A 26,170-nucleotide genomic window follows, 5' to 3' on the forward strand; every position below is an offset into this window, starting at 1 on the left:
ATGGTGACACTGGCGAGCTGAAAAAGCAGGCCTAAAAACGCAATAACCGAACGCTTTTATGGTAGTAGCCTAAGAATGTAAAGAGAACTCAATTAAGTTATCGATTGTCGCATACAAAACAGGTATAGTATGGGTAACTTGATGAAAGCGGCTGTTACGGTTATCACAACTGCACGCCATCTCGTGTTAATGTCGGCTTAATCGGCAATTGGAGGAATTATCCATTGAATGTCATCAAGCATAATCAGTTCAATTATAACGATTTAGTGTGGTCAAAATTACCAGACGTCTTTGATCTTAACCAGCCACTGGCGATTGTCGCATGGGCAAAACCGGTTGAGAGTGTGCAACTTAGCTTTTTAAATACTTTTTTTGTCCTTGACGTCAGTCAGGAAAACTGTTCTGCTAATACGGTCATTTTTGATACGCAGCGTGGACTACTTAAAACGAACAAAACAAGTCGCCGCTGTCTACAAGCGGTCTGGCTACGAGCTGATTTTGGCTTGAAGCAAGACATTGAACGGTTAGCTTTGCATCTCAACCAGACCCAACGTAAGCTGCCATTCATCAAAGGTGATGTACAGCTCTTACCGTTAGGTGCCGTGACGCGGGCGTCGACCAGTTGGTTAGGCGCACATCAGTTAACGGATCAGTTGGCGTTATCAGCTCGGCGGACAGAGCTAGTATTTTGCCGCCGGATTCATCTAAAAACGACGGTAAACTTTAAAATGTTGATGGGACAGTTGGAACGGGCACAAGCTTTACAGACGTTGCTCTTATCAGAACGAGCCGGTGAGCACCCTTTTTATTTTGAACAGCCAGTGGTCATGACGCAACCGATTTTTTCTCGTGAGCTGGCGCGAGATCGATTCCGACAATTTGCGATTGACTTGATGCTCCAGACCCAGCATCCGACGACCGCACAAGATATTGAAGGTTATCTAAACAGTTACTTTGGTAAATGACGTCAAATTTGGTAAATTAAAAGAGCAGAGTAATTTACGGAGGCATCAAAACAACCATGGTAAAAAAGATTACAAAGATTATGGCGCAAAAGCGTTCTGGACGTTTTAACGTTTATTTAGACGATAAGTATGCATTTCCAATGAGTGAAACGGTTATGATTAAGTTTCGTGTTTTCAAAGGGATGGAAGTTGATGAGGCGTTGCAAGCGGAATTAATTGCCGCAGATGACATTTCCAAAGCCTATTCACGGGCGTTGGATTATCTCTCAAGTCAGTTGCGGACGGAAAAAGAAGTTCATGATAAGTTACGCGATGAGGACTTGGATGAAGGGGTCATCACAACGACCATGCAACAATTACGTGAGCTGAATTTGTTAGACGATGCTCAGTATGCGGCCGCCTATGTGCGTACAGTTAAGGCGACGGCCGATAAAGGACCATATGTGATTCGGCAAAAGTTACGTCTTAAAGGGGTCGGGGAACAATTGATTGATGATGCTTTAGCGACGCAATTTAGTTCAGATGATCGACTTGAAAATGCAACTGCAGCTGCTCAAAAGCTGGTTAAACGTTATCAACGGCAAGCATTTAAAACAATGCAACAAAAAGTTCGACAAGGCTTGATGACCAAAGGCTTCGATGGCGAAACAATCACGGCGGCTATTGCGGCGTTAGCCTTAACCCCCGATGAGGATGCCCAATGGGATGCGCTCGTGACGCAAGGTGAGAAGTTATGGCGTCGTAACCGGAAGTATGCTTTTTCAGAACGACGGCAGCGCACGAAGCGTAATCTGTATCAAAAAGGTTTCTTAATGGATGATATTAATAAATTTATTGATGAACAGGTTGATGGCGAATGAAAAGCGACAAATAGCTACACGCAGCTCATTAAAATCTGGTATAATGTTTATTGAAATTCGATGAATTTTTACCCTATTTTTTGGAAAGTTGGGCTAAACAACATGACGCGCGAAGCTAAGGGACCTAAGGAAGGCGACTTCATTACGATCAAAAGCTATAAGCACGACGGGAGTTTACATCGAACTTGGCGCGATACAATGGTACTCAAAACAAGCGAAAATGTCTTAATTGGTTGTAACGATCACACGCTGGTCACCGAAGATGATGGCCGTCGGTGGGTGACCCGCGAACCGGCAATCGTTTATTTTCATAAGCATTATTGGTTTAATATCGTGGCGATGATTCGCGATAACGGCGTTTCGTATTATTGCAACTTAGCGTCACCATACGTTTTAGATAAAGAAGCCTTGAAGTACATCGACTATGACTTGGACGTCAAGGTCTTTCCGGATGGTGAACGTCGCTTATTGGACGTTGATGAGTATGAGGAACATGGGGCTAAGTGGCAATATCCAACTGAAACCGACCAAATTCTGAAGGCTAATGTGAAGGTGCTCGTTGATTGGATCAAACATAAAAAGGGGCCTTTTTCACAAGAATATATTGATATTTGGTATAGCCGTTATCAAGAATTATCACGTCGGCAATAGCTCTGCTGGCGTTAGCCAGTGGCGTAATTGAATACTAAAAAGACATCCAGTGGGTGTCTTTTTTAGCGCCTATGCAATTTTAAGCGTTGGACTTGCTTTTTGGCTAGATTCTGCGTATATTGCATTAAGATGAATAGAAACGGAGGAAGTCACATGGCCTTCATGAAGCTAGATAATGGCGAGTTATTAAAAAATATTCGACGGTTCGCGAAAAAAAATGGGTTAACTTTAGCCGAGGTCGCGACGCTAGCTGGTCTAAGCGTTAGTGCTATTTATAGTTGGAAGCAGCATACGCCATCGAAAGGGACCTTAAAAGAAGTTGCGCAAGTCCTCGGGACGAGCTATGCCAAGTTAGTGGGTAAAGGGTCGCGTAATGATCAAGTGACCGCAGTTGATTTAAAAAAAGTCGTTGAAAATCAGAAGAATGAGTTTGAATATAATGGGCAACCAGTCTCACCCGCCCAACTTAAAATTATTCGTAATGTGTTAAAAACGATGTTTGAGCGCGGACAATCTTAATTTCTTCTTTAAATGCGACCAGATTAAGTGCAACCCAGGAATGGTTAGTGTAAAATTATCATCAGTTATTCAAGTCATTTTCCAGTCGTCAAAAAGCTTTCGAAAATGCTTGACGTGTCTATTAGATTGAGGCACAATATCCTCAATCAGTCAACAAGTTGGGAGATGGCGCAGATGAAAAAAGTCACAAGTACCTTGGCAAAGAAAAATATCAACCAGCTGTTAACAATCGTTAACCAAGGCCATGATACGATTGAGGTTGAGAATCCTAATACGCAGGATTCAGCTGTGATGGTTAGTATGAAAGATTGGCTACAGATTGTCGCAACCTTAGCCAAACAAAATAATCATGATATGGAATTTAGCTAACGCATTGACTTGAAAAATAAACCAACGAGCCTAGGGTTAACCCCTGAGCTCGTTTTTTTGGCTTAAAAATCCCTGACAAGTCCAACATTAAGTTGCGGTTGTAAGGGATTTTCAAATTAGTTAGTTTGGCTTTCAGTAAACTTAGTTTTGATGTAGTCCGCTGAAACTTGTAATTTTTGTAATTCTTCAGGGGTGAGGTCGAGTTGAACCTGTTCGACAATCCCGTTACGGCCAACAATGGCCGGATAGGAGAGGTAGACGCCGTACTCGTCGCGATAGTTAGAAACGGGTAACTCAGTTAAGGCATCGTTTAAAATAATGTTGGTGAGGCGTACCGCAGCCGTTGCAACCCCGTAACTCGTATACTTCTTGCCATGGAAGATGGTAAAGCCACCTCGACGTGCTTCCGTATCCAATTCTGCTAAATCCAACCCGCGGTCGGCGGCTAGCGTTGTAATTGGTTGGTCGAAGACACGAACTGTTGACCAAGCGGTGAACTGAGAGTTACCGTGTTCGCCTAAATTATAGCCAGTCACAGACCGTGGATCTAAGTGGAGGCGGTCAGCGACGGCTCGTTTCATCCGTGCTGAGTCCAATAGGGTGCCAGTACCAATCACGTGAGCTTTGGGGAGCCCTGTGACGGCCTGATAGATGGACGTGATGACATCGACTGGATTGGTGATGGCGACAATAATGCCGTTAAATCCACTAGCTTTAATCTTAGCAGCCACGCTTTTGACTTGTTGGCTGGTAAAGGGAAGTTCGGCAAAGCGGTCATCGGTGGGATTATCTTGGAGCTTAATATTTCCTAAGGCTGAAATGATGACATCGGTGTCTTTTAGGGCGGCGTAATCATTAACAATGAGGTTGGTGTGGGTCGGTAGGTTGGGCATGGCATCTTTGAAATCCAAGGCATCCGCTTCAACTTTGCCCGTATTAGGGTCAATCAGGACCAAGTCATCAGCAAAACCGTTGGCAATGATGTAATGGGCAGCGGTTGAACCGACATGACCCATGCCAATAATGGCAATTTTTCGTGACATATGAGTAACACTCCTTTTGATTTTTAGATCTTCTTAACTAAACTACCATTATTCTCATCAAATATAAATGCTTTTCGTGATAAAGGAGTGGCATGGGTCCCACTAAAAGTAAAATTAGGTTATAATTAAAACCATTATTATGTTTTATTTTAAAGGAGGGGCAGCTGTGCTTAAGCGCCTAAAAGAGTCTTCGCTAATGTTTTGGTCGCTCGAAATTTTGATTGTGGCGGCATTAATCTGGGTTTGTACGAAACTTGGCTTTTTATTTCAGCCGATTGGCACATTTTTGAATGTGGTTTTCATGCCCATTGTTATTTCGGGATTTTTGTTTTATATGCTCAATCCACTCGTTAAAATGTTAACCAAGGTCCATTATAAACGGTTTCGAATTTCACGAACGGGAGCGGTTACGATTGTCTTTGTGCTGCTAGTAGGGGTGCTAGCTTATGGCGCCGTGTCATTAATTCCTCGTCTGGTGACGCAGGTGACGCAGTTAATTTATAATTTGCCGAGCTTGACGACGGAGATCCAAAAAGCCGCCACTAAAATGATTAATAATAGTAGTATTTTGAAAAAAGTTGATCTAAGTTCCTATGTTAGTCAATTTAATGGGGAAATTAGTAAGTATGCGCAAAACTTTTTAGCCTCATTATCGACTAGTATCGTGACCGTTATTTCGACGATTACTAGTGTAACGATTATGGCAATCACGATTCCAGTCGTGTTGTTTTATATGCTAAAAGATGGCGAGAAGTTCATTCCAGCCATCAGTCGGTTTTTGCCACGGAAACAACGGCCTGAAATCGTCGGTCTTATCCAAAAAATGGGCGACACGATTTCTAGTTATATTGGTGGTCAGGTGATCGAATGTATTTTCGTTGGGACTTTTACTGCGATTGGCTACATGTTGATCTCGCAACCGTATGGCTTATTACTTGGGGTCGTCGCTGGGTTGGCGAACATTATTCCTTACCTAGGACCATATATTGGGATTGCGCCATCGCTAATTGTTGCGTTTACGCAATCACCGATGCAGGTCGTCTACGTGGTGATTATTGTCGTCATCGTGCAACAAGTTGATGGGAACTTAATTTACCCGAACATTATTGGCCGGACACTGAAAATTCATCCGTTGACCATTATCATTCTCTTATTAGCAGCTGGAAATATTGCAGGAATTTTAGGGATGATTTTAGCGATTCCATTCTACGCAGTGGTACGGACGGTCGTCGTTTATCTGTTTAATATTGTCCAATTGCGAAATGCAGAAAACTTACGGATGCAGACCACCGTGTACCAACCGCAACGAGCTAAAGCCACACAACCAGCCGCTAAAAAGACCAAAGCATAAATATCTGAATCTGTGATTAACCGATTGAATGGCTATGCTATAATGAATACTAACGATCAACATCCTGGCGATGTAGCAGGGAGTGAGTTTTTTGAAAAAAGTAATTACGTATGGCACGTTTGACTTATTGCATAAGGGTCATATTCGACTTTTAAAACGCGCTAAAGCGCTGGGCGATCATCTTACTGTTTGTGTTTCGACGGATGAGTTCAACGCCCAAAAGGGCAAACATGCGTATACCTCCTTTGAGGATCGCAAGTATATTTTAGAAGCCATTAAATACGTCGATGAAGTGATTCCAGAAACAACATGGGATCAAAAAATTAGTGACGTGGTTGACCACCAGATTGATGTTTTTGTAATGGGGGACGATTGGGAAGGTAAGTTTGATTTCCTAAAGGATTACTGTGAAGTCGTCTACCTACCGCGTACGGCGGGAATTTCAACCTCTAAAATCAAAAAAGATCTCGGTGTACCAGATTGAACTGAATAGGTCATCAACTTAAGATCCAGTGTGGGTAGCATTGGATTTTTTTGGGGCAATCCCTTCGATGACGAATTAAATCAATGAACAAAAGACAGTTTTTTTGAAAGGAATTTTTATGAATAAATCAGAATTAGCAGCGGCAGTTGACACCCGCCGGACTTTTGCAATTATCTCTCATCCGGATGCTGGGAAAACGACGATTACTGAACAGATGCTGTTGTTTGGGGGCGTTGTGCGCCAAGCTGGGACGGTTAAAGCCCGTAAAAGTGGTAGTTTTGCCAAATCTGACTGGATGGAAATCGAAAAGAAGCGGGGCATTTCTGTCACGAGTTCGGTGATGCAGTTTGATTATGATGGCAAACGCATCAATATTTTGGATACTCCTGGACATGAGGACTTTTCCGAAGATACCTATCGGACGTTAATGGCCGTTGATTCAGCAATCATGGTCATTGATTCAGCCAAGGGAATCGAACCACAAACGAAAAAACTCTTCCAAATTTGTAAAATGCGGGGGATTCCGATTTTTACCTTCATGAATAAGTTGGATCGCGATGGCCGTGAACCGTTGGACCTCTTAAATGAAGTCGAAGAAGTCTTGGGCATTGAAACGTATCCAATGAATTGGCCGATTGGGATGGGTAAAGGGCTAAAAGGCTTATACGACCGGTATAATCATCGGATTGAACTCTATCATAATGAAGCCCATGGTCGGACTTTCTTACCATTGAATGAAGCGGGAGAAGTCACGGTCGAAAACGACTTGACTAAGGATAGTATTTATCGAGATGTCTTGGATGAGATGGAACTTATCGAAGCAGCCGGTAATGAATTTGATGAACAAAAAATCGCTGATGGGGATATGACCCCAGTCTTCTTTGGGTCAGCCTTAACTAACTTTGGGGTTGAAACGTTTTTGAAGACCTATTTGAAATATGCACCAAAACCAAATGTGCATAAGACGCGTGCGGATACGATTATCAAGCCAACTGATGATGAATTTTCAGCATTTGTGTTCAAAATTCAAGCTAATATGAATCCTAATCACCGTGATCGGATTGCATTTGTTCGAATCTGTTCCGGTGAATTTGACCGTGGGATGGATGTCTTCTTACAAAGAACGGGCAAGAAGATGCGTTTAAATAATTCGACACAATTCATGGCCGATACGCGTGAAACGGTTGAGACGGCGGTTGCGGGAGATATTGTCGGGTTATATGATACCGGGAACTTCCAAATTGGAGATACCATTTATGATGGCAAACAAGCGATTCAGTTTGAAAAGTTGCCACAATTTACACCGGAACTCTTTATGCGGGTCACTGCGAAGAACGTCATGAAACAAAAGTCCTTCCATAAAGGGATTGAACAGTTGGTACAAGAAGGCGCTGTCCAATTGTATACCTCGTATTCAACGGGCGACTATGTGCTAGGGGCCGTGGGTCAACTTCAATTCGAAGTCTTCAAGTTCCGGATGCAAAATGAATATAATTCAGAAGTTGTCATGGAACCAATGGGGAATAAGACCGCACGCTGGATTGATCCAGCGCAATTAGATGAAAAGATGTCTAGTTCACGTAACTTACTTGTGAAGGATCAAGCCGGGGCGCCACTGTTCTTATTTGAAAATGCGTTTGCCGAACGTTGGTTTAGTGAAAAGTATCCAGACGTGAAGTTAACGGCTAAATTATAAATTAATGGCTTAAATGGGGATTACAGCAATTGATTGCGGTAAGCTCCGTTTTTATTCAGTTAAGCTTTTGGTTGGATAATGTTAAACTAGTTAATATAACTTTTTTGATTACCATGATTGTAGGAGGCTATTTTTTTGAATATTTTGATTGCGCTCATCCCGGCATTAGGTTGGGGATTAAATCCATTGTTATTATCGAAGATTGGCGGGAAGCCTGCCAATCAAACGCTTGGAACTGGAATTGGAGCGGTGATTGTTGGGATTATTGTCCAACTCATCTTTCAACCCACTGTGTCAACGACTACTTTCTGGCTAAGTGCATTGTCAGGGGCCTTTTGGGTGCTCGGTCAAATTGGCCAGTATACGTCGTATTCACGAATGGGTGTTAGTTCGACGATGCCAATTTCAACGGGACTTCAATTAGTCGGGACTTCCGTAATCGGGGTCTTGATGTTTGGCGAATGGTCAGGTGTGGCGGCGAAGTTAGTTGGCTTTGCGGCGATTATTATTATGATTGTCGGGGTGGCCTTAACGGCGGTTACTGATAATTCAGATAGTCGGGCCGGATTAGCCAGCGGGTTAATGGTTCTAGTGCCAACAACGATTGGTTATTGGATTTACAGTGCATTACCAAAAGCGGTTTCGGCGTCTGGCGTCGCTATTTTCTTCCCACAGATGGTTGGCATGTGTTTGGCCGCCGTTTTGTACGTGCTTTTGAGTCATCACGCGGTGGCATTTAAACAACGGACCAGCTGGTTGAATGTGTTTGCCGGGTTAATCTTTGGGTTATCTGCTTTAGCGTATATCTTCTCAGCTAAAGCCAATGGTGTAGCAACGGCCTTTGTGATTACCCAGTTGAGTGTGGTTATTTCGACTTTAGGTGGCATGCTAGTGTTACATGAGACGAAATCACGACGGGAATTACGGTTGACTATTATTGGGCTGGCTTTGATCGTAGTCGGCAGTGTGATGACGGCCTTCTTATAAAAAAATTTCCAAGGCGTTTGGGCTAAAAACGCAAGCGTCTTTTTTGCTGGCATAAATTAATTGTCTGAACAATGGTCATGACGTGAAAAAAGCGGCGGACCTGAACTAAACTAGGTCCTGAGATGAGCTTTTTGATTTGGGGGATGCGGATGACAAAATGGCAGTGGCAAGTGGTACTCATTATTATTAGTAGTATTATTTTATTAATACCGGCGCACGTGCGGGTATTTTCGACGCCAGTGGTCGGACAAGCGAGTAGGGTCGTCGCCCCTGCTTAATCAGCGTGGGGGCAACGGTGGCTGACCTTGCAACATTAATCAGATGTGCTAGTCAGCAAATGACGGTAATAAAAAATGAGCCTGGGGGAAAAAATCCCCAAGCTCGTTTTTCTGGTATTAATAAATAAAATCAGCTGGATCTAAATCAGTTAAATAACGGCCGGGTAAGTAACCGCGGTCTTGAATCTGATACCACACGACGCCATTGTCATCAACTAGTCGTTCAGTTAATGCCACCCGTTCACCATGAGTGACGGTGGTTAGATAGCGGCCATAAGGTTCCAAGTAAGTGTGCACTTGTTTATTCGGGACAAAGCTGACGCGACCAGTTTGACGAACTTGTCGTTTGTTGCGCGCTTGATAACTAGCGGGTAGTTTGGGTAATAATTGTTGACTGTTAGTTAATTGTAAATGACTTTCAGGAATCCACTGGCTATCACCAATCATATACCAGATGGTCTGGTCAGTGAGCTGCACCCGCATATACGTTTTATAAATACTGCCGGGTTGTAGCGCTGTTAAATAAGTGGTCGTAGTGGCACCCGGTGATGGTAGCACTGGTGTGACAGTTTTAATTTGGATAAAGCCGGTGCTTAAATCAGTTTTAAGCCAAGTTTGATTGCGGTAAAAAAAGAGGACCGTTTTTGAATGGGTCGTATATTCACCAGTCAAGTCCCCAACGGAGCGTAGCAGTTTGAAACCGGCTACAGTGGGCGCCGTGACTTGGTAAGGCTGACCTAATTTACCACGGGTCATAATCGGCAGGCCGATGAGTTGACGTTGATCAATATCATAGGCATAAACCCACACTGGTTGTCCGGCTTGGCGTTCATAAGTTAAGATGATTTGGGCTTGTGGCGTGGTGAACCACCGGGTTAGGCCAGCAATGTTGACGAGATGATAGCCCGGAATGCTGACTTCTGGCAGGTGAATCTCGGCCCCAACGAAACCGGCAATCATTTCAGTCGGTTGTAATTCGTGACCAGTGTCATCCAAGTGATGGACTAAAATTAGGGCATCCTTGTGTTGAACAGCAGGCGTCGCGGCTCGGTCGCTGGTTGGTTCTGCTGTGGTCGTTTCGGCAGCAGTCGCAGCGACCACTTTCGGTCCCACACTGACTGGATTATTGAGGTCGTGCAACATTGATTTTAAACGATCGAGAAAATGCACAAGACCACTCCTTTCATAAAAAAGTTTATTAAATACAGTATAACGCAATCATTACCGTTCTGGCATGGTTTAAGTGAATTGTAAAAAGTGAGTCGCCAATCTCGTGTATACTAAGATTAAATAGGGGGAAGTTGGCAATGAATTTAAAACAGTTACGGTATTTTTTAGCGGTGGCTGAAGAGGGCCAGATGACAGCTGCTGCGAAGCGCCTGCATGTGGCGCAACCACCATTGAGCTATCAGATTAAACAACTAGAGTTAGAACTTGGGGTGGTCTTGTTTAAGCGATTACCCCAAGGCGTTACGGTGACGGCGGCCGGGCAATTATTAATTGGTTACGCCCAGCAGTTAACGCAATTGTCGGCGACTGCTGAAAATAAGATCCGAGCGTTGGCTCAGGGGATTACGGGTACCTTGAATTTAGGGACGGTCTCATCGTCGGCGGGCGTTATGCCGAATCAGGCTTTGTTGCAATGGTTGAAGCAATATCCAGATGTCCAGTTAGACTTAACCGAGGGGAATACATATGAATTATTAGATGATCTTCATAAACGGCTGTTAGATGTCGCCATATTGCGAACACCGTTCAATCAGCAGCACTTAGTTTGTCGGTATTTCCCGGCGGAACGAATGGTTGCGGTGTTGCCCCGGCGTTATTCACAATTTGCGCAACGGCGACAATTGCGGTTAAGTGACCTTGAACAGTTACCACTCATCAAATATCGGCGTTTTAACGAGTTATTTCATATGGCATTTTTGGAACAAGCATTTGAGCCAACCTATGTGATGACTTGTGATGATGCGCGGACAGCGATGCACTGGGCCGAACAACAGATTGGGGTGGCCTTAGTGCCCCGCACTTTAGCTGAAACGTATGACGGTGGTCAAGTGATGATTCGGTCATTAGCTGACCGGCGATTCGATACGCAATTAGTCTTAGCCACGACGCCGGAATCCTTGGCGACGCCATTGGTTGCTGGTTTTATGGCACAATTTCCCAAAGCCCAAGTACTAGACTAATTTTTTTAGATTGCTATCTAACTTTTTAATGGCTATTTTTTAGAAAAGTTGATTACTTAGGGATGTTGACGATTACATTTTTTTCATGCCGATAGCCGGATGGTCTTAAAATAAGCGCTGATTGCTTGATATGACAAGTGTTTGCCTATGTATGCTTAATCATTAGGTCGTCGTGAAATTAAATGGTACACTAAAAATTGAAAATTAAAAGGTGAGGGTGACACACGTGACATATTCATTATTATTATTGTTGGGCGTCGGCTTATTAGCTGGCATTTTTGGTGCGATTCTAGGAATTGGTGGGGGCTTAATTATTACACCGGTTCTGACGTTAGGGATGGGTCTAGATATTAAATATGCGATTGGGGCCAGTATTATTGCTGTAATTGCGACTAGTTCAGGTGCCACCATTGCGTATTTAAAAGATGACATGCTTAATTTGAGAGTGGCGATGTTCTTAGAAATTGCGACAACAGTGGGGGCCGTCTTAGGTGCTGTATTAACGGGCCTCGTGCATGCCAACTTTTTGTACTTTTTATTTGGAGCGTTATTAGTTTTCACAACTTACAATATGATTCGCAAGTTACTCAGTAAGGCTAGTGATGCTCAGGATGTGCAAGCTGATCAGTTAGCGACGAAACTCAATTTAAACGGGACATACTACGATAAGGCGCTTAAAGAGCAAGTTGACTATCAAGTTCAAAACGTTCCTGGTGGGTTTACCATGATGTTTGGGGCTGGTTTTGCGAGTGGGTTATTAGGTATCGGGAGTGGTGCTTTCAAAGTGTTAGCGATGGATACGATTATGCACATGCCGCTCAAGCCTTCATCAGCAACATCGAACTTAATGATGGGCGTTACTGCGGCTGCCAGTGCGATGGTTTACTTTTTTAATGGTTCAATTAAACCTGGGATTGCCGCACCGTTAGCGATTGGTATCTTAGTTGGGGCCTTAATTGGAACCCGTATTATGGAACATTTAAAACCACGGTTAATTCGGATGATTTTCGTACCAGTCATGCTTTATTTGGGAATCCAAATGATTGCTAAAGGATTTGGGGTGACCATCTAATGATTCAAAAGAATAGTAAAGTTGCCGAAATGCAACAAGTAGAACGGCTAATTGGTCGTATCTTACGCATTGGGGTCATCGTATCAGCACTAGTGATTGGTTTAGGCCTTATTTTAATGGTGATGCGTGGCAATGGTGGCTATCCTAATGGGATTCAACCGACGGGATTTCGGTCTATTTTTAACGGCGTCATAGCTTTAAAGCCCTACGCAGTTATTATGCTGGGTCTGTTTTTACTGATTTTGACGCCCACTTTACGTGTTGTGGTGTCAATCTATGCGTTTGCGATTGAAAAGGATCATCTCTATGTTTGGATTACGACATTAGTCTTAGTTATTTTAATCATTGCATCAGTAATCGGCTACTTAGGGCATTAGGTTGATTGCGTTGAATTTAATATAATAAGAGAACGCTGATAATTATTGTCGGTGTTCTCTTTTATTTTGGCTTTTTAGTTGTTTTGACTAAGTCATTTAATGGCTTTTTAGGGGGATTTTAAGTGACTTTGAATTATTTATTAAAAAAATCGGCAAATTTTTTTATACCAGATAGTAAAAAAGTGAATCAAATTAGAAAGTTGATATTAAGGCGTTTGTAAGTGGAAAAATCGATTTTTAAATGCTGATAATTTGACTTAACTGAGTTGATTATGACGAAATGATGATAAAAATTAGAGTTTAGCATTGATTTTAATTTATTTATAATATACAATTACTTTAACTTTTCGAGGGAAAAGCACACACACAACATTAAAAGTCAGAGGGGTTGGGGTTTTATGAATTTAAAGACAGCTGCTAAAGTAACTGTCGTTGCCGGGGCATCCTTGTTGTTCTTGGCAGCGTGCGGTTCAAAGAGTAACTCATCATCAACATCAAGTAAGCAGACCGCGACGATTACTGAATCGGCCGAATTGCCAACGATGGATTTATCAAAATCAACTGATGTGGTTAGTTCCAACATGTTGAATAACACCAATGAAGGGTTATACCGGTTGGGCAAAGATAGTAAGATCACACCTGGGATTGCTAAATCAACGACCGTTTCCAAAGATGGTAAAACATATACGTTCACGTTACGAAAGAACGCCAAATGGAGCAATGGCGACAAAGTTACCGCTAAAGATTTCGTTTATGGTTGGCAACGAACTGTTAATCCAAAAACTGCGTCACAATACGCATACTTATATTCAGGTATCAAGAATGCTGACCAAATCGTGGCCGGTAAAAAAGATGTTTCAACCTTGGGGATTAAAGCAGACGGCGATTACAAGTTAACCGTTACGTTGGATAAACCAATCTCATACTTTAAGAAATTAATGGGCTTTGTTAACTTCTTCCCACAAAACGAAAAAGCCGTTAAGCAATATGGCTCTAAGTATGGGACTACAAGTTCAGCAATGGTCTACAATGGTCCTTACAAGATGACTGGCTGGAAAGGGACCAACTTAACTTGGACCTTGAATAAGAACAAGGATTACTGGGATGCTAAGAACGTTAAGATGAGCAGCCTGAAGTTCCAAGTTGTTAAGGATGCTTCAACTGGTTTGAACTTGTTCAACTCAAACAAGGTTGATGATATTACCCTTTCTGGGACCCAAGTTAAGAGTTACAAGAACAACAAGAACTTTATTGCCCGTAAGAGTGCCTCAACATTCTATGTTGAATTCAACCAAAACGATAGTAATAAAGCTTTAGCTAAGGCCTTCAAGAATAAGAAGATTCGTCAAGCCTTGTCAATGGCAATCAGTCGGAAGCAATTCGTCAATGATGTCTTGGCTGATGGCTCAACGGCTGCTAAGGGTTATGTTTCATCTGATTTAGCTAAGAGTCCAACTAATAAGAAAGACTTTGCGGATGATGCCTATGTTGCTAGTGGTGTTGAATACAACATGACGAAGGCCCGTAAGTTACTTAATGAAGGGCTTAAAGAAGTCGGGGAATCTAGCTTAAACATTAAATTACTTTCTGATGATACTGACGGTGGTAAGAAGTCGACTGAGTACTTACAAGGTCAGTGGCAGAAACTTTCATCTAAGATTAAGGTTACCAACCAAAATGTGCCATTCAAGACACGTTTACAACGGTCACAAAATGGCGACTTTGATACTGTAATCTCTGCATGGAATGCCGACTTTACTGATCCAATCTCATTCTTGTCACTCTTCACTTCTGACAACTCATATAACAATGGTCGTTACAACAGTGCTGCCTACGATACAGCGGTTAACAATGCTGAGGGCAAAGATGCTAACGATACCACGACTCGTTGGAATGACATGGTCACTGCTGAAAAGCAATTGATGACGGATCAAGGGATTGCACCAATCTATCAAAAGACGGAAGCGCACTTGATGCGGACCAACTTGAAGGGCATCATCTACAATACCGCGGGTTCACAATATAACTACAAGTACATGTACGTTAAGTAGAACCGAAAGATATCGTCATTAGTGTGTGTGTTTCAACTTAACGAATGTGAAACGAAAGGGGTAAGGGTTGACATATTGTTAATCCTTACCATTTTGTTTTATAATCAAATATGTCATTATTTTTTAAGGCTAATTTAATAGAATGCGAGGAATTTTAATGAGAAAGTATCTCTTAAAGCGGATATTTTACTTGTTCCTGACATTATTCATTGTGGCTACGGCCACGTTCTTCCTGATGAAGCTAATGCCCGGAACGCCGCTACAAAATGAAGCCAAGTTGACTGCTAGTGAAAAAGCGTCGATTTTAGCGCAGTATGGCTTAGATAAGCCGGTCTGGTTACAATATCTGGTTTATATTGGCGGTATTTTTAAAGGTAGTCTCGGTCTATCCTTCCAATTTAGTGATCAAGCCGTTAGCTACTTGATTGGTAGTCGGATGGGGCCTTCCATGCAACTCGGTGGGCAAGCGATGGTTGTTGGGGTTGTCTTTGGGATTATCCTTGGGGCTATTGGGGCCATTCGTAAAGATACTTGGGCGGACCGTTTAGCAACAGTAGTGTCAATCTTAGGGATTGCAGTACCAAGTTTCGTTTTGGCGATTCTATTGCAATATTACCTGGGCTTAAAGCTAAACTTGTTCCCAGTTGCTGGTTGGGAGGGCTTTGCATATACTGTCTTGCCAACCTTAGCGTTAGCGGCCAGTCCGTTAGCCGAAACCGCCCGTTTCATTCGAACTGATATGGTGGATGTTTTGAGCTCAGATTATATTGAATTAGCTAAGGCAAAGGGTCTTTCCAAGTTTGGCATTGTTTATCATCATGCGTTGCGGAACAGTTTGATTCCAATGGTTACCTTAATTGGGCCACTTGCCGCCGCTCTGATGACTGGGTCGATGGTTGTTGAAAATATCTTCTCGGTTCCAGGGATTGGGGAACAATTTGTCAAATCAATCCTGGTCAATGACTACCCAACCATCATGGGTGTGACGATTTTCTATTCCGCTTTACTTTGCTTGTTATTATTATTGACTGATATCGTCTACGGCATCATTGATCCGCGGATTCGATTAAGTGGAAATGGAGACTAGTTCATGGCAGATAATGTAAATGATGTTGAAATTAAGCCCGGGGCTTTTGAACCATTAGATAAGCAGGCCGGGCCTGATAATGAAAAAATCGCTGCACCTTCTTTAACGTTCGGGCAAGATGTTTGGCGGCGGCTTAAGTCGAATAAAACGGCTTTTACCAGTTTTATCGTCTTAATCCTACTTTTCTTGATGGCTTTTGCTGGGCAAACGGTCTATCATCACAATCCAAATGATCAATCACCGAAGTATGCGAACTTGCCACCGAAGATTCCGGGTGTCAGCATTCATGGCTTGAACGGGCATATTACCCAATCAGGTGAAGATGTGGATGCCTATAAGCAAGCCGGCGCGAGTTCCAACGTCCATTACCTCTTAGGGACCGACTATTTAGGTCGTGACTTATTGGCACGGATTATGTATGGGACCCGAGTTTCGTTGGAAATTGCTTTAATTGCGACGCTGATTGATTTGACCATTGGGGTCGGATTCGGGATATTCTCCGGTTGGCGTGGTGGGCGCGTGGATTTGTTTATGCAGCGTATTATTGAAATCCTCTCGTCCATTCCCGCGCTAGTTGTGATGGTTTTGATGGCGACCGCTTTCCAAAAAACGGGGATGGCCTCAATCATTGCGGCCTTAGCATTAATTAACTGGACGACGATGGCCCGCCTAACTCGAGCACAGACGTTACAATTGAAAAACCAAGATTTTATTTTGGCAGCGCGAACGTTGGGTGAGTCTTCAACTAAGATTGCTTGGAAACACTTGTTGCCAAACCTATCAAGTATCATCATTATTCAAACGATGTTTACGATTCCAAATGCGATCTTCTTTGAAGCGTTCTTGAGTTACATTGGGATTGGGATTAGTTCGCCACAAGCGTCATTAGGGACTTTGATCTCTGATGGTCAAAAGAACTTCCAATTCCTACCATACCAGATGTGGTATCCAGCAATCGTCTTGATTGTCTTGATGCTGGCCTTTAACTTATTAGGCGATGGTATGCGGGATGCATTTGATCCGAAATCGAAACGATAGGGGGGTGGCAACAACATGGAAAATCCTGAAAATGTCATTGAAGTTCGTCATTTAAAAATTGATTTCCACACCTATGCAGGTGAGGTTAAAGCGATTCGTGATGTCAGCTTTGATTTACGTAAAGGTGAAACATTAGCCATTGTTGGTGAATCCGGTTCTGGTAAGTCAGTTACCACCCGGTCATTGATGGGGTTACTAGCACCAAATGCCGAAGTAAAAGGCGGCAGTATTATGTTTCACGGCGAAGATATTATTAAAAAGTCTGAAAAAGAAATGCAACATATTCGTGGTAAAGATATCGCGATGATTTTCCAAGATCCAATGACGTCATTGGACCCAACGATGCGAATTGGGATGCAAATTGCAGAACCATTAATGAAGCATAAAGGGTTGAAGAAAAAAGAAGCCATTGCGCAAGCCTTGGAGATGCTAAAATTAGTCGGGATTACCAATCCTGAAGGTCGGATTAATGATTATCCGTATCAATTCTCCGGTGGGATGCGCCAACGGATAGTGATTGCCATCGCCTTGGTTTGTTACCCCGAAGTCTTGATTGCCGATGAACCAACGACCGCTTTAGATGTCACCATTCAAGCACAAATCTTGGATTTGATGAAGGATTTACAAAATCGAATTGATACGTCAATTATTTTTATCACTCATGATTTAGGTGTCGTTGCTGGGATGGCGGACCGCGTTGCAGTTATGTATGCTGGGAAAATTGTGGAATATGGGACGGTTGATGAAATCTTCTTCAATCCGCAACATCCCTATACTTGGGGCCTGTTGAACTCGATGCCAACGTTGGATACGGACAGTGGCTCGTTACAAGCGATTCCTGGGACACCACCGGATTTATTGGAACCACCTGTTGGTGATGCCTTTGCGGCCCGGAGTGACTATGCGATGAAGATTGATACGGAACAAGAACCACCGTTCTTCAAAGTATCTGATACGCATTATGCGGCGACGTGGTTATTACATCCCGATGCCCCTAAAGTAACACCACCGGCTGAAATTGTTCGGCGGCAAAAGAAATTTGCGACAATGCAACGACCAGAACCACCGATTAAGAAAGCAACGAAGGAGTAATCATGATGCCAGATGAACGCAAAAAAATTCTAGAAGTCCATCATTTGAAGCAATATTTTAATGTTGGCAAAAAAGACGAAGTTCGGGCGGTTGATGACGTCTCCTTTGATATTTATGAAGGCGAAACGTTCGGGTTAGTTGGTGAATCTGGTTCCGGTAAGACCACCACTGGTCGTTCTATCATCCACTTATATGAACCAACTGATGGTCAGATTCTCTTTGATGGTCAAGATGTTTCTAAGTTGCATACTAAGGCGGAAAAGCATGCTTTTCGGCGTAATATGCAGATGATTTTCCAAGATCCATATGCCTCCTTGAATCCCCGGATGAAGGTCAAAGATATCGTGGCCGAGGGGATTGATATTCATGGTCTTGCCAAAGATGACGCCGACCGGACGAAACAAGTGGAAGACTTGTTGGAAACCGTGGGCTTAAATAAGGACCATTCTAGTCGTTATCCACATGAATTCTCCGGTGGGCAACGCCAACGAATCGGGATTGCCCGGGCTTTAGCGGTCGAACCGAAATTTATCATTGCGGATGAACCAATCTCGGCCTTAGATGTGTCAATCCAAGCCCAAGTGGTTAACTTGATGAAAGAATTACAAGTGAAGCACAATTTGACTTACTTATTTATTGCCCATGATTTATCTATGGTTAAATATATCAGCGATCGTATTGGGGTGATGCATTACGGGAAGATTCTCGAAATCGGTCCCGCGGATGAAGTCTATACCCATCCGTTGCATGCCTATACCAAAAGCTTGATTTCAGCTGTTCCAGTGCCAGATCCTGAATTTGAACGGAATCGGAAGCAAGTGCCATATGATGATTCCCGTGAAATGGATGATAAAAAGCGGCGGATGGTCGAAATTGCGCCAGGGCACTTTGTCCGGGCCAGTGAAGATGAAATTCCAATGTATACTGAACGGGCGATTAAAGCAGGTTTAGTGACTTCTGATTAGTGTGTGTATTTTCAAAAACCGTTGAGCAAATTAGCTCGGCGGTTTTTTTATGGCGTCAATTTATTTTTGCGTCTGTAGCCAATCTAGATAAACCGTTGGCCGTAAGATTGCACCCATAACCATGGTTGTTAATGCTGCTAAAGTGGCTGGGGTCTCGGCATATTGTCCCGCTCTTATGCCTTCAGCGTAATGAAAGACGGGGCGTGTTAAAAAGTAGCGCAGTAGGTTAAGTGCCACTGGTTGTAGTAATTGTTGGTCGACCCCTTGTCGTAGTAGGGTTTGGATTTGTTGATTTTCGCTGTCGGTTTGTTTGAGCTGAGCTTGTTGCTTGAAGTGAACATCATCAATCAATAATTGAATGGCCGTGACCGCAGCTGGTTGGACCAGCGCAAAGTGATAAAGGCCCGTAATGCTGGCACTGATTTGGTCTAGGAGGGGCATTGACGGGGTAAAGTTGGCGACGACGGCAACGCTCATTTGATGGACCGCTACTTGGTAGGTCGCATTTAACAAACTTTGTTTATTTTTAAAGTAAATATATAAGTTGGATTGTGGAATTTTAGCTAGCTTGGCGACTTTTGTTGTTGAAAAGCGGGCTAACCCGTCCGTAGCTAGTACTTGGATTGCGGCTTGAATCAGGCGATCATATTTTTGATTATCTTTAACTTTCATTAATTGAACCCTCCGAAATTAGGTTACGTTAAGTTTAACAGTTGACAAGAGATAAGTCTATCTCTTATAATAAATGTGCATTAAAGATAAGTCTATATTTTAAGGAGTGTTCATTATGAAAATTGTATTAACTGGATCATTGGGTCATATCAGTAAACCGGTTGCGACACAACTAGTCCAAGCCGGACATCAAGTCACCGTGATTAGTCATAATCCTAAGCGTGCTGCTGATATTAAAGCGCTAGGTGCGACGCCAGCTATTGGTAGTATTGCCGACAGTCAGTTTCTCACGGCCACCTTTAAGGGAGCCGATACGGTTTATTTAATGATTACTGGAACTAATAGTGGGGATATTTTTAAAGCTGGTCAACAGCAGGCTGCAGTGTATGTAAAAGCAGTTCAAGCTGCTGGGGTTAAAAAAGTCGTTAATTTAAGCAGTGTGGGTGCGAACTTAGGTCCGGAAGTCGGGGCTTTGCATATTTATCAGATTATCGAAACTGCTTTAAGCCAAGGCTTACCAGACGTACAATTAACGTTCATTCGTCCAACTGGGATGTTCTATAATTTGTTTGGAAGCTTGGCGTCCATTCGACAAGCTCATGCGATTTATACCACTAGTCGGGTGGATAAACCGGGCTCATGGGTCGCACCGCGCGATATTGTACCAGTAGTCAGCCAAGCTTTAACGACACCGGTCACTGCCCCCACGGTTCAATACGTCGCTAGTGATGAAAAAAGCTATGCTGAAATTGCTCAGATATTGGGCCAAGCGATTGGAATGCCGGATTTGAAAGCGGTCCTGATTAGTGATGAACAGCTGTTGGACCGCTTAACGAATGCTCACGACACCAGCAATTTTGTCGCGCAATATGTTAAAATGATGGCCTTTGAACGCGACCATGATCAAGAATTTTATGCAGATTTTCATGCCCAGCAACCAATTTTAGGTCCAACCAAGCTAACTGATTTTGCGACTGAATTTGCAAAAGTCTATCATCAGCAAGCTTAACTTCATACGGATTAATGTTATATTAACGATAAGCATATCCTTTGAAATGTCATACTGATTTTAGTATAGTAAATGACAAGCAAGTGATGTTACTAGCCAACTAGGAGGGCACCTCATGAAGAAATTACTGATAATCATTGGTTTTGTGCTAGGTGGTAGTGGGGTTTATTGGCTGTTTCGCAATAAGGAACGACTGGAAGCTCAAGCTCATGGCTTGGACGACGAGCTTTTAGGTAAAGCGGAACAAGTTAAAGGTAGCCTGAATGGGGATACCAAAACTAAATTGCGTGGTAATTGGCGTGAAGGGCGCGGCCATGTCAAACAGCAATTGAGTCGTTGGCAAGCGGCGCAGCAGTAATGTCAGCTACGGTTAACATCTTTCTTCAGATGTTAACCGTATTTTTTTGCTGCCTAATTAATGACGAATCGCGGTATAATAAAACTTACTAGTTATCAGAAAGTTGGGATTATAATGGCAAAAAAACAATTTTATGTAGTTCGTGCCGGTTATAAAACGGGGATTTATCAGACTTGGGCGGCGTGTCAGCAGCAGATTAACGGCTATAGCGGTGCCCAATACAAAGGATTTGTGACCCGCGCCGAAGCCGAAGCGTATCTGCACGGTCAAGCAACGCCAACTAAGTCGGTCAAAGCGGTTAAAACCAGTTTAAAAGTGAGTGCGGCTAAAAAAAGTGAGATTACCGTTTATACGGATGGTGGTAATCGAAATACTGGGAATGTCCAAGGAGGCCAAGTGCGTTCGACCGACAAATCAGCTTGGGCGTATCAGATTCAAACTGCCGATGAGCAATTAACGGGGACTGGTGGCGAGTGGGGGGCCACCAATAACCGGATGGAAATCATGGCTTTGTTACAAGCACTTGATCGGCTAACAAAGTTAAATAAAACGACTGCAACAATCTTAGTGATTATGGACTCAAAATACGTCTTAGATGCCATTCAAAAGGGGTGGCTAACAAGTTGGCGGCAACACGGCTGGCGGCGAGCTAAAGGTGAACTGATCAACGCTGAACTTTGGCAGGCTGTTTATCAGCAGTTACAGACCTTTAAGCACTTGGAATTTAAATGGGTTAAGGGACATGCCAATACTAGTGGCAATAATGCGGTCGATCAGTTATTGAATACGACGATGGACCAAATGAAGGCGGGACAACCAATTTCTGTTCAAAATGCGACGGTCAAGTTAACCCCGACGAGCCCTAATGATGGGCAGGGAGATTTACTTGCAAAAACGGCCACACCGGCTAAATCCTCACGAATAACAACTAAGTCGGCAGCTGCATCGCACCCAGTTAATGACCAACAAAAACAACAATCAGTATCCGCAATGACAACAATTGTCGACAATTGGAAAGCAGACCAAACTGAAAAGTAAAACGTCTGCCATAACTAGCATCTTAACAAAAAACGCGCCATTGGCCTTAACGGCTAATGACGCGTTTTTAAGGTTCTATGATATTTGGTGTTGATGGAGAAATCCATCGACACCATTTTTGTAAAAAAAAAGAGGCATACCACCTCTACGTGCTACAATCAAGTCGACGAAAACTAATTGAAAGCGAGAAGATTAATATGTCTCAAGACCAGTCTACAAGAATTCTTCTACAAATTAAAGACCAAAATATAACTAATTTTAAAATTCAAGATAATAGCCGGGATGCTTTACGGATTTACGCGGATCTTTCCTATTCAATTAGTGTTTGCCCACGTTGTGGGCAACACGAAATCGTTCGAAATGGTTTTAAAACGGTTAATATCAGAATTTCCAACATCAGCGAGCGAACGGCATTGTTAATTTTACGTAAGCAACGCTTTCTCTGTCGGGCTTGCGGTCATAGCCTACTTGCCCAAACCCCCGTAGTGGCCAAGCAACATCAGATTTCTCAACATGTTAAGCACCGTATTACTACAGCACTAACAGAAGACCGCACAATGGTCAATATTGCCGCAGAGTACAATGTATCAACTAATACTGTCAGTCGTCAATTAGTTGCTTTGGGGAAACAAACTAGACCAGCCTATGATGGTCTACCAACTACTTTATGCATCGATGAATTCCGTTCTACCGGGAAACAAATGAGTTTCATCGCTATTGATGCACAGAAACACGACCTCATTGCCATTCTTCCAGGACGTAGAACTAAAGAGATTAAGGCATTCTTCTTAAATCATTACTCCTTGAAAAATCGCCAGCAAGTGACCCAGGTTGTGATGGATTTTAACGCAAACTATTACACCATTATGCACAGTATTTTCCCTAACGCCAAAGTTGTCGCCGACAACTTTCATTTAGTTCAAATGGTCTTACGATCCTTAAACCAGACTCGTGTTCAATTGATGAAAAGATTTGCCCCAGACACTCGTGAATACCGCGTGCTTAAGTATTACTGGCGGCTCTATCTCAAAGATTATTCAAAACTTGAAAAAGATAAACCACAATGGTTTTCGCATTTAAAAGACCATCTAACTCAGGAACAACTAATCCTGGAGGGACTGGATCTGAATGAAGAATTTGCGAACACTTATTATTCAGCTCACGAATTAGTCGAGGCCATTCGTAGTCGAAACTATGTCGCATTTATTGAAGCTTTAGGTAGAGTTGAGAACGTTAGTCCTCAGCTCTTACAAACGATTAAGACCTTTATCAAGAATAAGCAATTTATTAAAAACATGACGGAATGTTCACTCTCAAATGGGCCCATCGAGGGTGTTAATCGTAAAATCAAACAAATAAAACGAACAGCTTATGGCTACCGAAACTGGATGAATTTTAATTATAGAATACAGATTGAATTCAAAATAAAAATAAAAAAAAGAAGCCCAATTCGTAAATGAATTGAACCCCAATTTTCCTCATCAACACCGGTTGACAAAGAACCGTTTTTAAATACTTTATTTAGTAGCTTTGGGTTCTTCCGCCGCCAATGTAATCTTACCATCTTCAACTTTGGCAACCATGTTTTTAACATCGCCGTGATCCAAGTAGAAGTCGGCAATCCGATCTTCAATCTGTTCTTGAATAACGCGCCGTAATGGCCGAGCACCCATTTGTGGGTTGTAGCCAAGATCGACTAATTTTTCTTGCACTGGTTCAGTGACATGGACATGCAAGTCTTGGTTGGCAAGCATGCCGTTGACATCATCAATCATCAAGGCCACAATCTTCATCAAGTTTTCCTTGGAAAGGGCATTGAATTGGATAATATCATCAAACCGGTTTAAGAATTCTGGCTTGAAGTATTGGGTTAAGCGGTCAATAATATCATGCGTCTTGCCCTGAGCAGCGGCACCGAAACCAACATTAGCTTCAGCATCGCCAGTCCCAGCGTTTGACGTCATAATGATAATCGTATCCTTGAAGCTGACCGTGCGACCTTGTGAGTCGGTCAAGCGGCCATCATCTAAGATTTGTAAGAACATGTGCATGACATCCGGATGGGCTTTTTCAATTTCATCTAATAAAATCAAGCTATACGGATGACGCCGAACTTGTTCTGTCAATTGACCGGCTTCTTCATAGCCAACATAGCCAGGTGGTGACCCAATCAGCTTAGCCACTGAATGGGGTTCCATATACTCACTCATGTCAAAGCGAATCATTGCATCCGCTGAACCAAAGAGTTCATTAGCGAGTTGTTTGGCTAATTCAGTCTTACCAACCCCAGTAGGGCCGACAAACATGAAGGAGCCAATTGGCCGACCAGTACCGTTCAAGCCGATTCGATTACGCCGAATGGCCCGGGAAACGGCTTCAACTGCTGGATTTTGTCCAATCACGTTGGCTTCCAAATCAGCCGCTAAGGTCTTCATTTGAGCCTGTTCCTTTGCTTGTAATTCGCCAACTGGAATATCGGTCTTTTCTTCAACGATTTGTTGCATATCAGCCACGGTGACCACTGCTGCATCGGCACTGTCAGCTTTAGCATTGTCGTCTGGTTTGGCCTTTTCTAACTTGGCTACTTGGTCACGATAGTAGGCTGCTTTTTCATAATCTTCCTTTTTCAAAGCATCTTGCTTTTGCTTTTCAGCGGCATCGATCTTTTCTTGAATGGTTTGAGGATCAACCGTCTTCAAGGTTAAGTTCTTGCGTGAGCCAGCTTCATCAAGCAAGTCAATCGCCTTATCCGGTAAGAAACGATCCTGAATATACCGGTTTGATAGCTTGACCGCTGCGACAATCGCATCAGCGTTATAGGTGACGTGATGATAGTCTTCATATTTCTTTTGAATCCCTTGTAAAATCTTGATGGATTCGTCGACGCTAGGTTCATCAACCGTTACTGGTTGGAACCGCCGGGCGAGGGCGGCATCTTTTTCGATATCGCGGTATTCGTTTAAGGTTGTGGCCCCAACTAATTGGAAGTCACCCCGGGCTAATGCCGGCTTCAACACGTTACCCGCGTCCATGCCGCCTTCAGCGTTACCGGCACCCATAATTTCGTGGATTTCATCAATGAAAAGCACGATATTCGGATTATCCTGAACTTCTTTCATGAGTTGTTGCATCCGTTGTTCAAATTGACCCCGGATACCGGTGCCTTGAACAAGTGATGCCACGTCCAACCGAATAATTTCTTTATTTAATAGTTTTTGGGGAACTTGTCCCGAAACGATCTTCTGTGCGAGGCCTTCGACGACCGCCGTCTTACCAACCCCAGCTTCACCGATTAAGACCGGGTTATTCTTCGTCCGCCGGTTCAAAATCTCGATGACGCGGTTGATTTCGTTATCCCGACCGATGACTGGATCGACTTTGCCTTGCTTGGCTTGTTCCGTCAAGTTGTAGCCATATTGCCCTAAGAGGCCGCCGCCGTTATTGTTACCACGTCGGTTACCACCATTAGTTGGCCCAGCAGGTTGCGTCGGTTGTTGCCGACTCGTCGTATCATCGGGGGTGACGCCACCGCCTTGCATTGCGCGGAAAATGTCGTCAAGACCGCCAAAACCAAATGGATCTTGTGCCATATCAGTACCTCCAACTCCGTTATTTGGATGCTGTTCCTGATTCTTTAGTAGTTGATAGCAATTCTGACAAAGATTAATTTGTCGCCGCTGACCGTTGACGTTCGTATATAAATGAATCGTCGCTTCGTTCTTATGGCAGTTGTCACAAAGCATTTTGCTGTCACACCTTTCATATCAGAAATATAACTAAATTTAGGTTCAATTTAATTAAAGGTTCAAAAGCTGTTTGACCTTTGCTGACCTTTGACTATTAGTATAATGATTTTTAACCGTGATGCAACTCAAAAGTCTTGACGAGCAAGACAGGCTTGCAACCAGGTTTCGTAATACTAATCGAGTTACTGAGCCAATCAATTTAATTATTTCTGAAGTCTTTTTTGGTTCTAGTCAAAAGGCTTGTCATTCACAGAAATCAGTTGTATATTAAAC

General features: G+C 43.0%; 26 protein-coding genes. 22 read left to right on the plus strand and 4 right to left on the minus strand.

Annotated elements, in window-relative coordinates:
- Nucleotides 1–224: 224 nt before the first annotated feature.
- The 5 genes from C5Z25_RS10985 (at nt 225) to C5Z25_RS11005 (ending at nt 3,364) form a co-directional block, all read left to right on the plus strand.
- On the plus strand, nt 225–965 hold the full coding sequence (locus tag C5Z25_RS10985; protein ID WP_105452627.1) for a hypothetical protein: 741 nt from the start codon (nt 225–227) through the stop codon (nt 963–965).
- A gap of 56 nt (nt 966–1,021) precedes the next feature.
- The gene (recX, locus tag C5Z25_RS10990; protein ID WP_105452628.1) at nt 1,022–1,825 is read left to right on the plus strand and encodes a recombination regulator RecX; all 804 of its coding nucleotides are present in this window, start codon (nt 1,022–1,024) and stop codon (nt 1,823–1,825) included.
- 102 nt (nt 1,826–1,927) lie between these two features.
- On the plus strand, nt 1,928–2,476 hold the full coding sequence (gene ntdP, locus C5Z25_RS10995) for a nucleoside tri-diphosphate phosphatase (protein WP_105448140.1): 549 nt from the start codon (nt 1,928–1,930) through the stop codon (nt 2,474–2,476).
- 153 nt (nt 2,477–2,629) lie between these two features.
- Nucleotides 2,630–2,995 carry a helix-turn-helix domain-containing protein gene (locus C5Z25_RS11000; RefSeq protein ID WP_105452629.1) on the plus strand — a complete coding sequence of 122 codons (366 nt, stop codon included), beginning with the start codon at nt 2,630–2,632 and terminating at the stop codon, nt 2,993–2,995.
- Nucleotides 2,996–3,169: 174 nt separating this feature from the next.
- Complete coding sequence (locus tag C5Z25_RS11005; protein ID WP_105448143.1) at nt 3,170–3,364, plus strand: type II toxin-antitoxin system Phd/YefM family antitoxin; 195 nt, start codon at nt 3,170–3,172, stop codon at nt 3,362–3,364.
- Nucleotides 3,365–3,480: 116 nt separating this feature from the next.
- Here C5Z25_RS11005 and C5Z25_RS11010 read toward each other — a convergent pair whose 3' ends face one another.
- Entirely contained in the window at nt 3,481–4,407 is a 927-nt protein-coding gene (locus C5Z25_RS11010; RefSeq protein ID WP_105452630.1) for an L-lactate dehydrogenase, read from the minus strand.
- 166 nt (nt 4,408–4,573) lie between these two features.
- On the opposite strand from C5Z25_RS11010, the gene C5Z25_RS11015 reads away from it, so the two are divergent.
- The 5 genes from C5Z25_RS11015 to C5Z25_RS12745 all read left to right on the plus strand — a co-directional run bounded on the left by C5Z25_RS11015 (nt 4,574) and on the right by C5Z25_RS12745 (nt 9,203).
- Entirely contained in the window at nt 4,574–5,758 is a 1,185-nt protein-coding gene (locus tag C5Z25_RS11015; RefSeq protein ID WP_105452631.1) for an AI-2E family transporter, read from the plus strand.
- Between the two features lie 91 nt (nt 5,759–5,849).
- Nucleotides 5,850–6,242: a glycerol-3-phosphate cytidylyltransferase gene (gene tagD, locus C5Z25_RS11020; RefSeq protein ID WP_105452632.1), complete on the plus strand. Its 393-nt coding sequence runs from the start codon at nt 5,850–5,852 to the stop codon at nt 6,240–6,242.
- Between the two features lie 118 nt (nt 6,243–6,360).
- The gene (locus C5Z25_RS11025) at nt 6,361–7,938 is read left to right on the plus strand and encodes a peptide chain release factor 3 (RefSeq protein WP_105448147.1); all 1,578 of its coding nucleotides are present in this window, start codon (nt 6,361–6,363) and stop codon (nt 7,936–7,938) included.
- A gap of 135 nt (nt 7,939–8,073) precedes the next feature.
- Nucleotides 8,074–8,925 (plus strand): GRP family sugar transporter, encoded by an 852-nt coding sequence (locus C5Z25_RS11030; protein WP_105452633.1) that lies wholly within the window; start codon nt 8,074–8,076, stop codon nt 8,923–8,925.
- Nucleotides 8,926–9,074: 149 nt separating this feature from the next.
- Nucleotides 9,075–9,203 (plus strand): hypothetical protein, encoded by a 129-nt coding sequence (locus tag C5Z25_RS12745; protein ID WP_255414762.1) that lies wholly within the window; start codon nt 9,075–9,077, stop codon nt 9,201–9,203.
- Nucleotides 9,204–9,320: 117 nt separating this feature from the next.
- Here the strand turns inward: C5Z25_RS12745 and C5Z25_RS11035 are convergent, their stop codons facing one another.
- On the minus strand, nt 9,321–10,373 hold the full coding sequence (locus C5Z25_RS11035) for a MucBP domain-containing protein (protein ID WP_105452634.1): 1,053 nt from the start codon (nt 10,371–10,373) through the stop codon (nt 9,321–9,323).
- Nucleotides 10,374–10,510: 137 nt separating this feature from the next.
- Here C5Z25_RS11035 and C5Z25_RS11040 point away from each other — a divergent pair, with 137 nt between their 5' ends.
- The 8 genes from C5Z25_RS11040 to C5Z25_RS11075 all read left to right on the plus strand — a co-directional run bounded on the left by C5Z25_RS11040 (nt 10,511) and on the right by C5Z25_RS11075 (nt 19,074).
- Nucleotides 10,511–11,392, plus strand: coding sequence for a LysR family transcriptional regulator (locus tag C5Z25_RS11040; RefSeq protein ID WP_105452635.1), 882 nt, complete (start codon nt 10,511–10,513; stop codon nt 11,390–11,392).
- A 226-nt stretch (nt 11,393–11,618) separates the two neighbouring features.
- Nucleotides 11,619–12,464 carry a sulfite exporter TauE/SafE family protein gene (locus tag C5Z25_RS11045; protein WP_105452636.1) on the plus strand — a complete coding sequence of 282 codons (846 nt, stop codon included), beginning with the start codon at nt 11,619–11,621 and terminating at the stop codon, nt 12,462–12,464.
- Nucleotides 12,464–12,841, plus strand: a complete 378-nt coding sequence (locus C5Z25_RS11050) for a DUF1634 domain-containing protein (protein WP_105452637.1) — start codon at nt 12,464–12,466, stop codon at nt 12,839–12,841. The genes C5Z25_RS11045 and C5Z25_RS11050 overlap by 1 nt, the downstream gene beginning before the upstream one ends.
- Before the next feature lie 398 nt (nt 12,842–13,239).
- Nucleotides 13,240–14,892 carry a peptide ABC transporter substrate-binding protein gene (locus tag C5Z25_RS11055; protein WP_105452638.1) on the plus strand — a complete coding sequence of 551 codons (1,653 nt, stop codon included), beginning with the start codon at nt 13,240–13,242 and terminating at the stop codon, nt 14,890–14,892.
- A gap of 157 nt (nt 14,893–15,049) precedes the next feature.
- Complete coding sequence (opp3b, locus tag C5Z25_RS11060; protein ID WP_105452639.1) at nt 15,050–15,979, plus strand: oligopeptide ABC transporter permease; 930 nt, start codon at nt 15,050–15,052, stop codon at nt 15,977–15,979.
- 3 nt (nt 15,980–15,982) lie between these two features.
- Nucleotides 15,983–17,017: an ABC transporter permease gene (locus tag C5Z25_RS11065; protein WP_105452640.1), complete on the plus strand. Its 1,035-nt coding sequence runs from the start codon at nt 15,983–15,985 to the stop codon at nt 17,015–17,017.
- Nucleotides 17,018–17,032: 15 nt separating this feature from the next.
- The gene (locus tag C5Z25_RS11070; RefSeq protein ID WP_105448156.1) at nt 17,033–18,109 is read left to right on the plus strand and encodes an ABC transporter ATP-binding protein; all 1,077 of its coding nucleotides are present in this window, start codon (nt 17,033–17,035) and stop codon (nt 18,107–18,109) included.
- A gap of 5 nt (nt 18,110–18,114) precedes the next feature.
- A complete protein-coding gene (locus C5Z25_RS11075; RefSeq protein ID WP_105448157.1) occupies nt 18,115–19,074 on the plus strand; it encodes an ABC transporter ATP-binding protein in 960 nt (319 codons plus the stop codon).
- 60 nt (nt 19,075–19,134) lie between these two features.
- Here C5Z25_RS11075 and C5Z25_RS11080 read toward each other — a convergent pair whose 3' ends face one another.
- A complete protein-coding gene (locus C5Z25_RS11080) occupies nt 19,135–19,746 on the minus strand; it encodes a TetR/AcrR family transcriptional regulator (RefSeq protein WP_105452641.1) in 612 nt (203 codons plus the stop codon).
- A 115-nt stretch (nt 19,747–19,861) separates the two neighbouring features.
- Between C5Z25_RS11080 and C5Z25_RS11085 the strand changes: the two genes are divergently transcribed.
- From C5Z25_RS11085 to C5Z25_RS11100, 4 genes are all read left to right on the plus strand, one after another.
- On the plus strand, nt 19,862–20,755 hold the full coding sequence (locus C5Z25_RS11085) for an SDR family oxidoreductase (protein ID WP_105452642.1): 894 nt from the start codon (nt 19,862–19,864) through the stop codon (nt 20,753–20,755).
- Between the two features lie 115 nt (nt 20,756–20,870).
- Nucleotides 20,871–21,113, plus strand: coding sequence for a CsbD family protein (locus C5Z25_RS11090; protein WP_105452643.1), 243 nt, complete (start codon nt 20,871–20,873; stop codon nt 21,111–21,113).
- 114 nt (nt 21,114–21,227) lie between these two features.
- Nucleotides 21,228–22,151 carry a ribonuclease H family protein gene (locus C5Z25_RS11095; RefSeq protein WP_105452644.1) on the plus strand — a complete coding sequence of 308 codons (924 nt, stop codon included), beginning with the start codon at nt 21,228–21,230 and terminating at the stop codon, nt 22,149–22,151.
- A 197-nt stretch (nt 22,152–22,348) separates the two neighbouring features.
- Entirely contained in the window at nt 22,349–23,611 is a 1,263-nt protein-coding gene (locus C5Z25_RS11100; RefSeq protein WP_105452889.1) for an ISL3 family transposase, read from the plus strand.
- Between the two features lie 57 nt (nt 23,612–23,668).
- On the opposite strand, the gene C5Z25_RS11105 is transcribed toward C5Z25_RS11100, so the two are convergent.
- The gene (locus C5Z25_RS11105) at nt 23,669–25,894 is read right to left on the minus strand and encodes an ATP-dependent Clp protease ATP-binding subunit (protein ID WP_105452645.1); all 2,226 of its coding nucleotides are present in this window, start codon (nt 25,892–25,894) and stop codon (nt 23,669–23,671) included.
- Nucleotides 25,895–26,170: the final 276 nt, after the last annotated feature.

This window comes from Lactobacillus sp. CBA3605 (assembly GCF_002970915.1).
GTDB lineage: Bacteria > Bacillota > Bacilli > Lactobacillales > Lactobacillaceae > Lactiplantibacillus.

Coding starts and splice junctions, on each gene's coding strand:
- C5Z25_RS11095 (WP_105452644.1), top strand. CDS start 21,228: ATGGCAAAAAAACAATTTTATGTAGTTCGTGCCGGTTATAAAACGGGG.
- C5Z25_RS11075 (WP_105448157.1), top strand. CDS start 18,115: ATGCCAGATGAACGCAAAAAAATTCTAGAAGTCCATCATTTGAAGCAA.
- C5Z25_RS12745 (WP_255414762.1), top strand. CDS start 9,075: ATGACAAAATGGCAGTGGCAAGTGGTACTCATTATTATTAGTAGTATT.
- C5Z25_RS11065 (WP_105452640.1), top strand. CDS start 15,983: ATGGCAGATAATGTAAATGATGTTGAAATTAAGCCCGGGGCTTTTGAA.
- C5Z25_RS11050 (WP_105452637.1), top strand. CDS start 12,464: ATGATTCAAAAGAATAGTAAAGTTGCCGAAATGCAACAAGTAGAACGG.
- C5Z25_RS11105 (WP_105452645.1), bottom strand. CDS start 25,894: ATGCTTTGTGACAACTGCCATAAGAACGAAGCGACGATTCATTTATAT.
- opp3b (WP_105452639.1), top strand. CDS start 15,050: ATGAGAAAGTATCTCTTAAAGCGGATATTTTACTTGTTCCTGACATTA.
- C5Z25_RS11080 (WP_105452641.1), bottom strand. CDS start 19,746: ATGAAAGTTAAAGATAATCAAAAATATGATCGCCTGATTCAAGCCGCA.
- ntdP (WP_105448140.1), top strand. CDS start 1,928: ATGACGCGCGAAGCTAAGGGACCTAAGGAAGGCGACTTCATTACGATC.
- C5Z25_RS11040 (WP_105452635.1), top strand. CDS start 10,511: ATGAATTTAAAACAGTTACGGTATTTTTTAGCGGTGGCTGAAGAGGGC.
- C5Z25_RS11010 (WP_105452630.1), bottom strand. CDS start 4,407: ATGTCACGAAAAATTGCCATTATTGGCATGGGTCATGTCGGTTCAACC.
- C5Z25_RS11085 (WP_105452642.1), top strand. CDS start 19,862: ATGAAAATTGTATTAACTGGATCATTGGGTCATATCAGTAAACCGGTT.
- C5Z25_RS11090 (WP_105452643.1), top strand. CDS start 20,871: ATGAAGAAATTACTGATAATCATTGGTTTTGTGCTAGGTGGTAGTGGG.
- C5Z25_RS11070 (WP_105448156.1), top strand. CDS start 17,033: ATGGAAAATCCTGAAAATGTCATTGAAGTTCGTCATTTAAAAATTGAT.
- recX (WP_105452628.1), top strand. CDS start 1,022: ATGGTAAAAAAGATTACAAAGATTATGGCGCAAAAGCGTTCTGGACGT.
- C5Z25_RS11000 (WP_105452629.1), top strand. CDS start 2,630: ATGGCCTTCATGAAGCTAGATAATGGCGAGTTATTAAAAAATATTCGA.
- C5Z25_RS11025 (WP_105448147.1), top strand. CDS start 6,361: ATGAATAAATCAGAATTAGCAGCGGCAGTTGACACCCGCCGGACTTTT.
- C5Z25_RS11055 (WP_105452638.1), top strand. CDS start 13,240: ATGAATTTAAAGACAGCTGCTAAAGTAACTGTCGTTGCCGGGGCATCC.
- C5Z25_RS11005 (WP_105448143.1), top strand. CDS start 3,170: ATGAAAAAAGTCACAAGTACCTTGGCAAAGAAAAATATCAACCAGCTG.
- C5Z25_RS11100 (WP_105452889.1), top strand. CDS start 22,349: ATGTCTCAAGACCAGTCTACAAGAATTCTTCTACAAATTAAAGACCAA.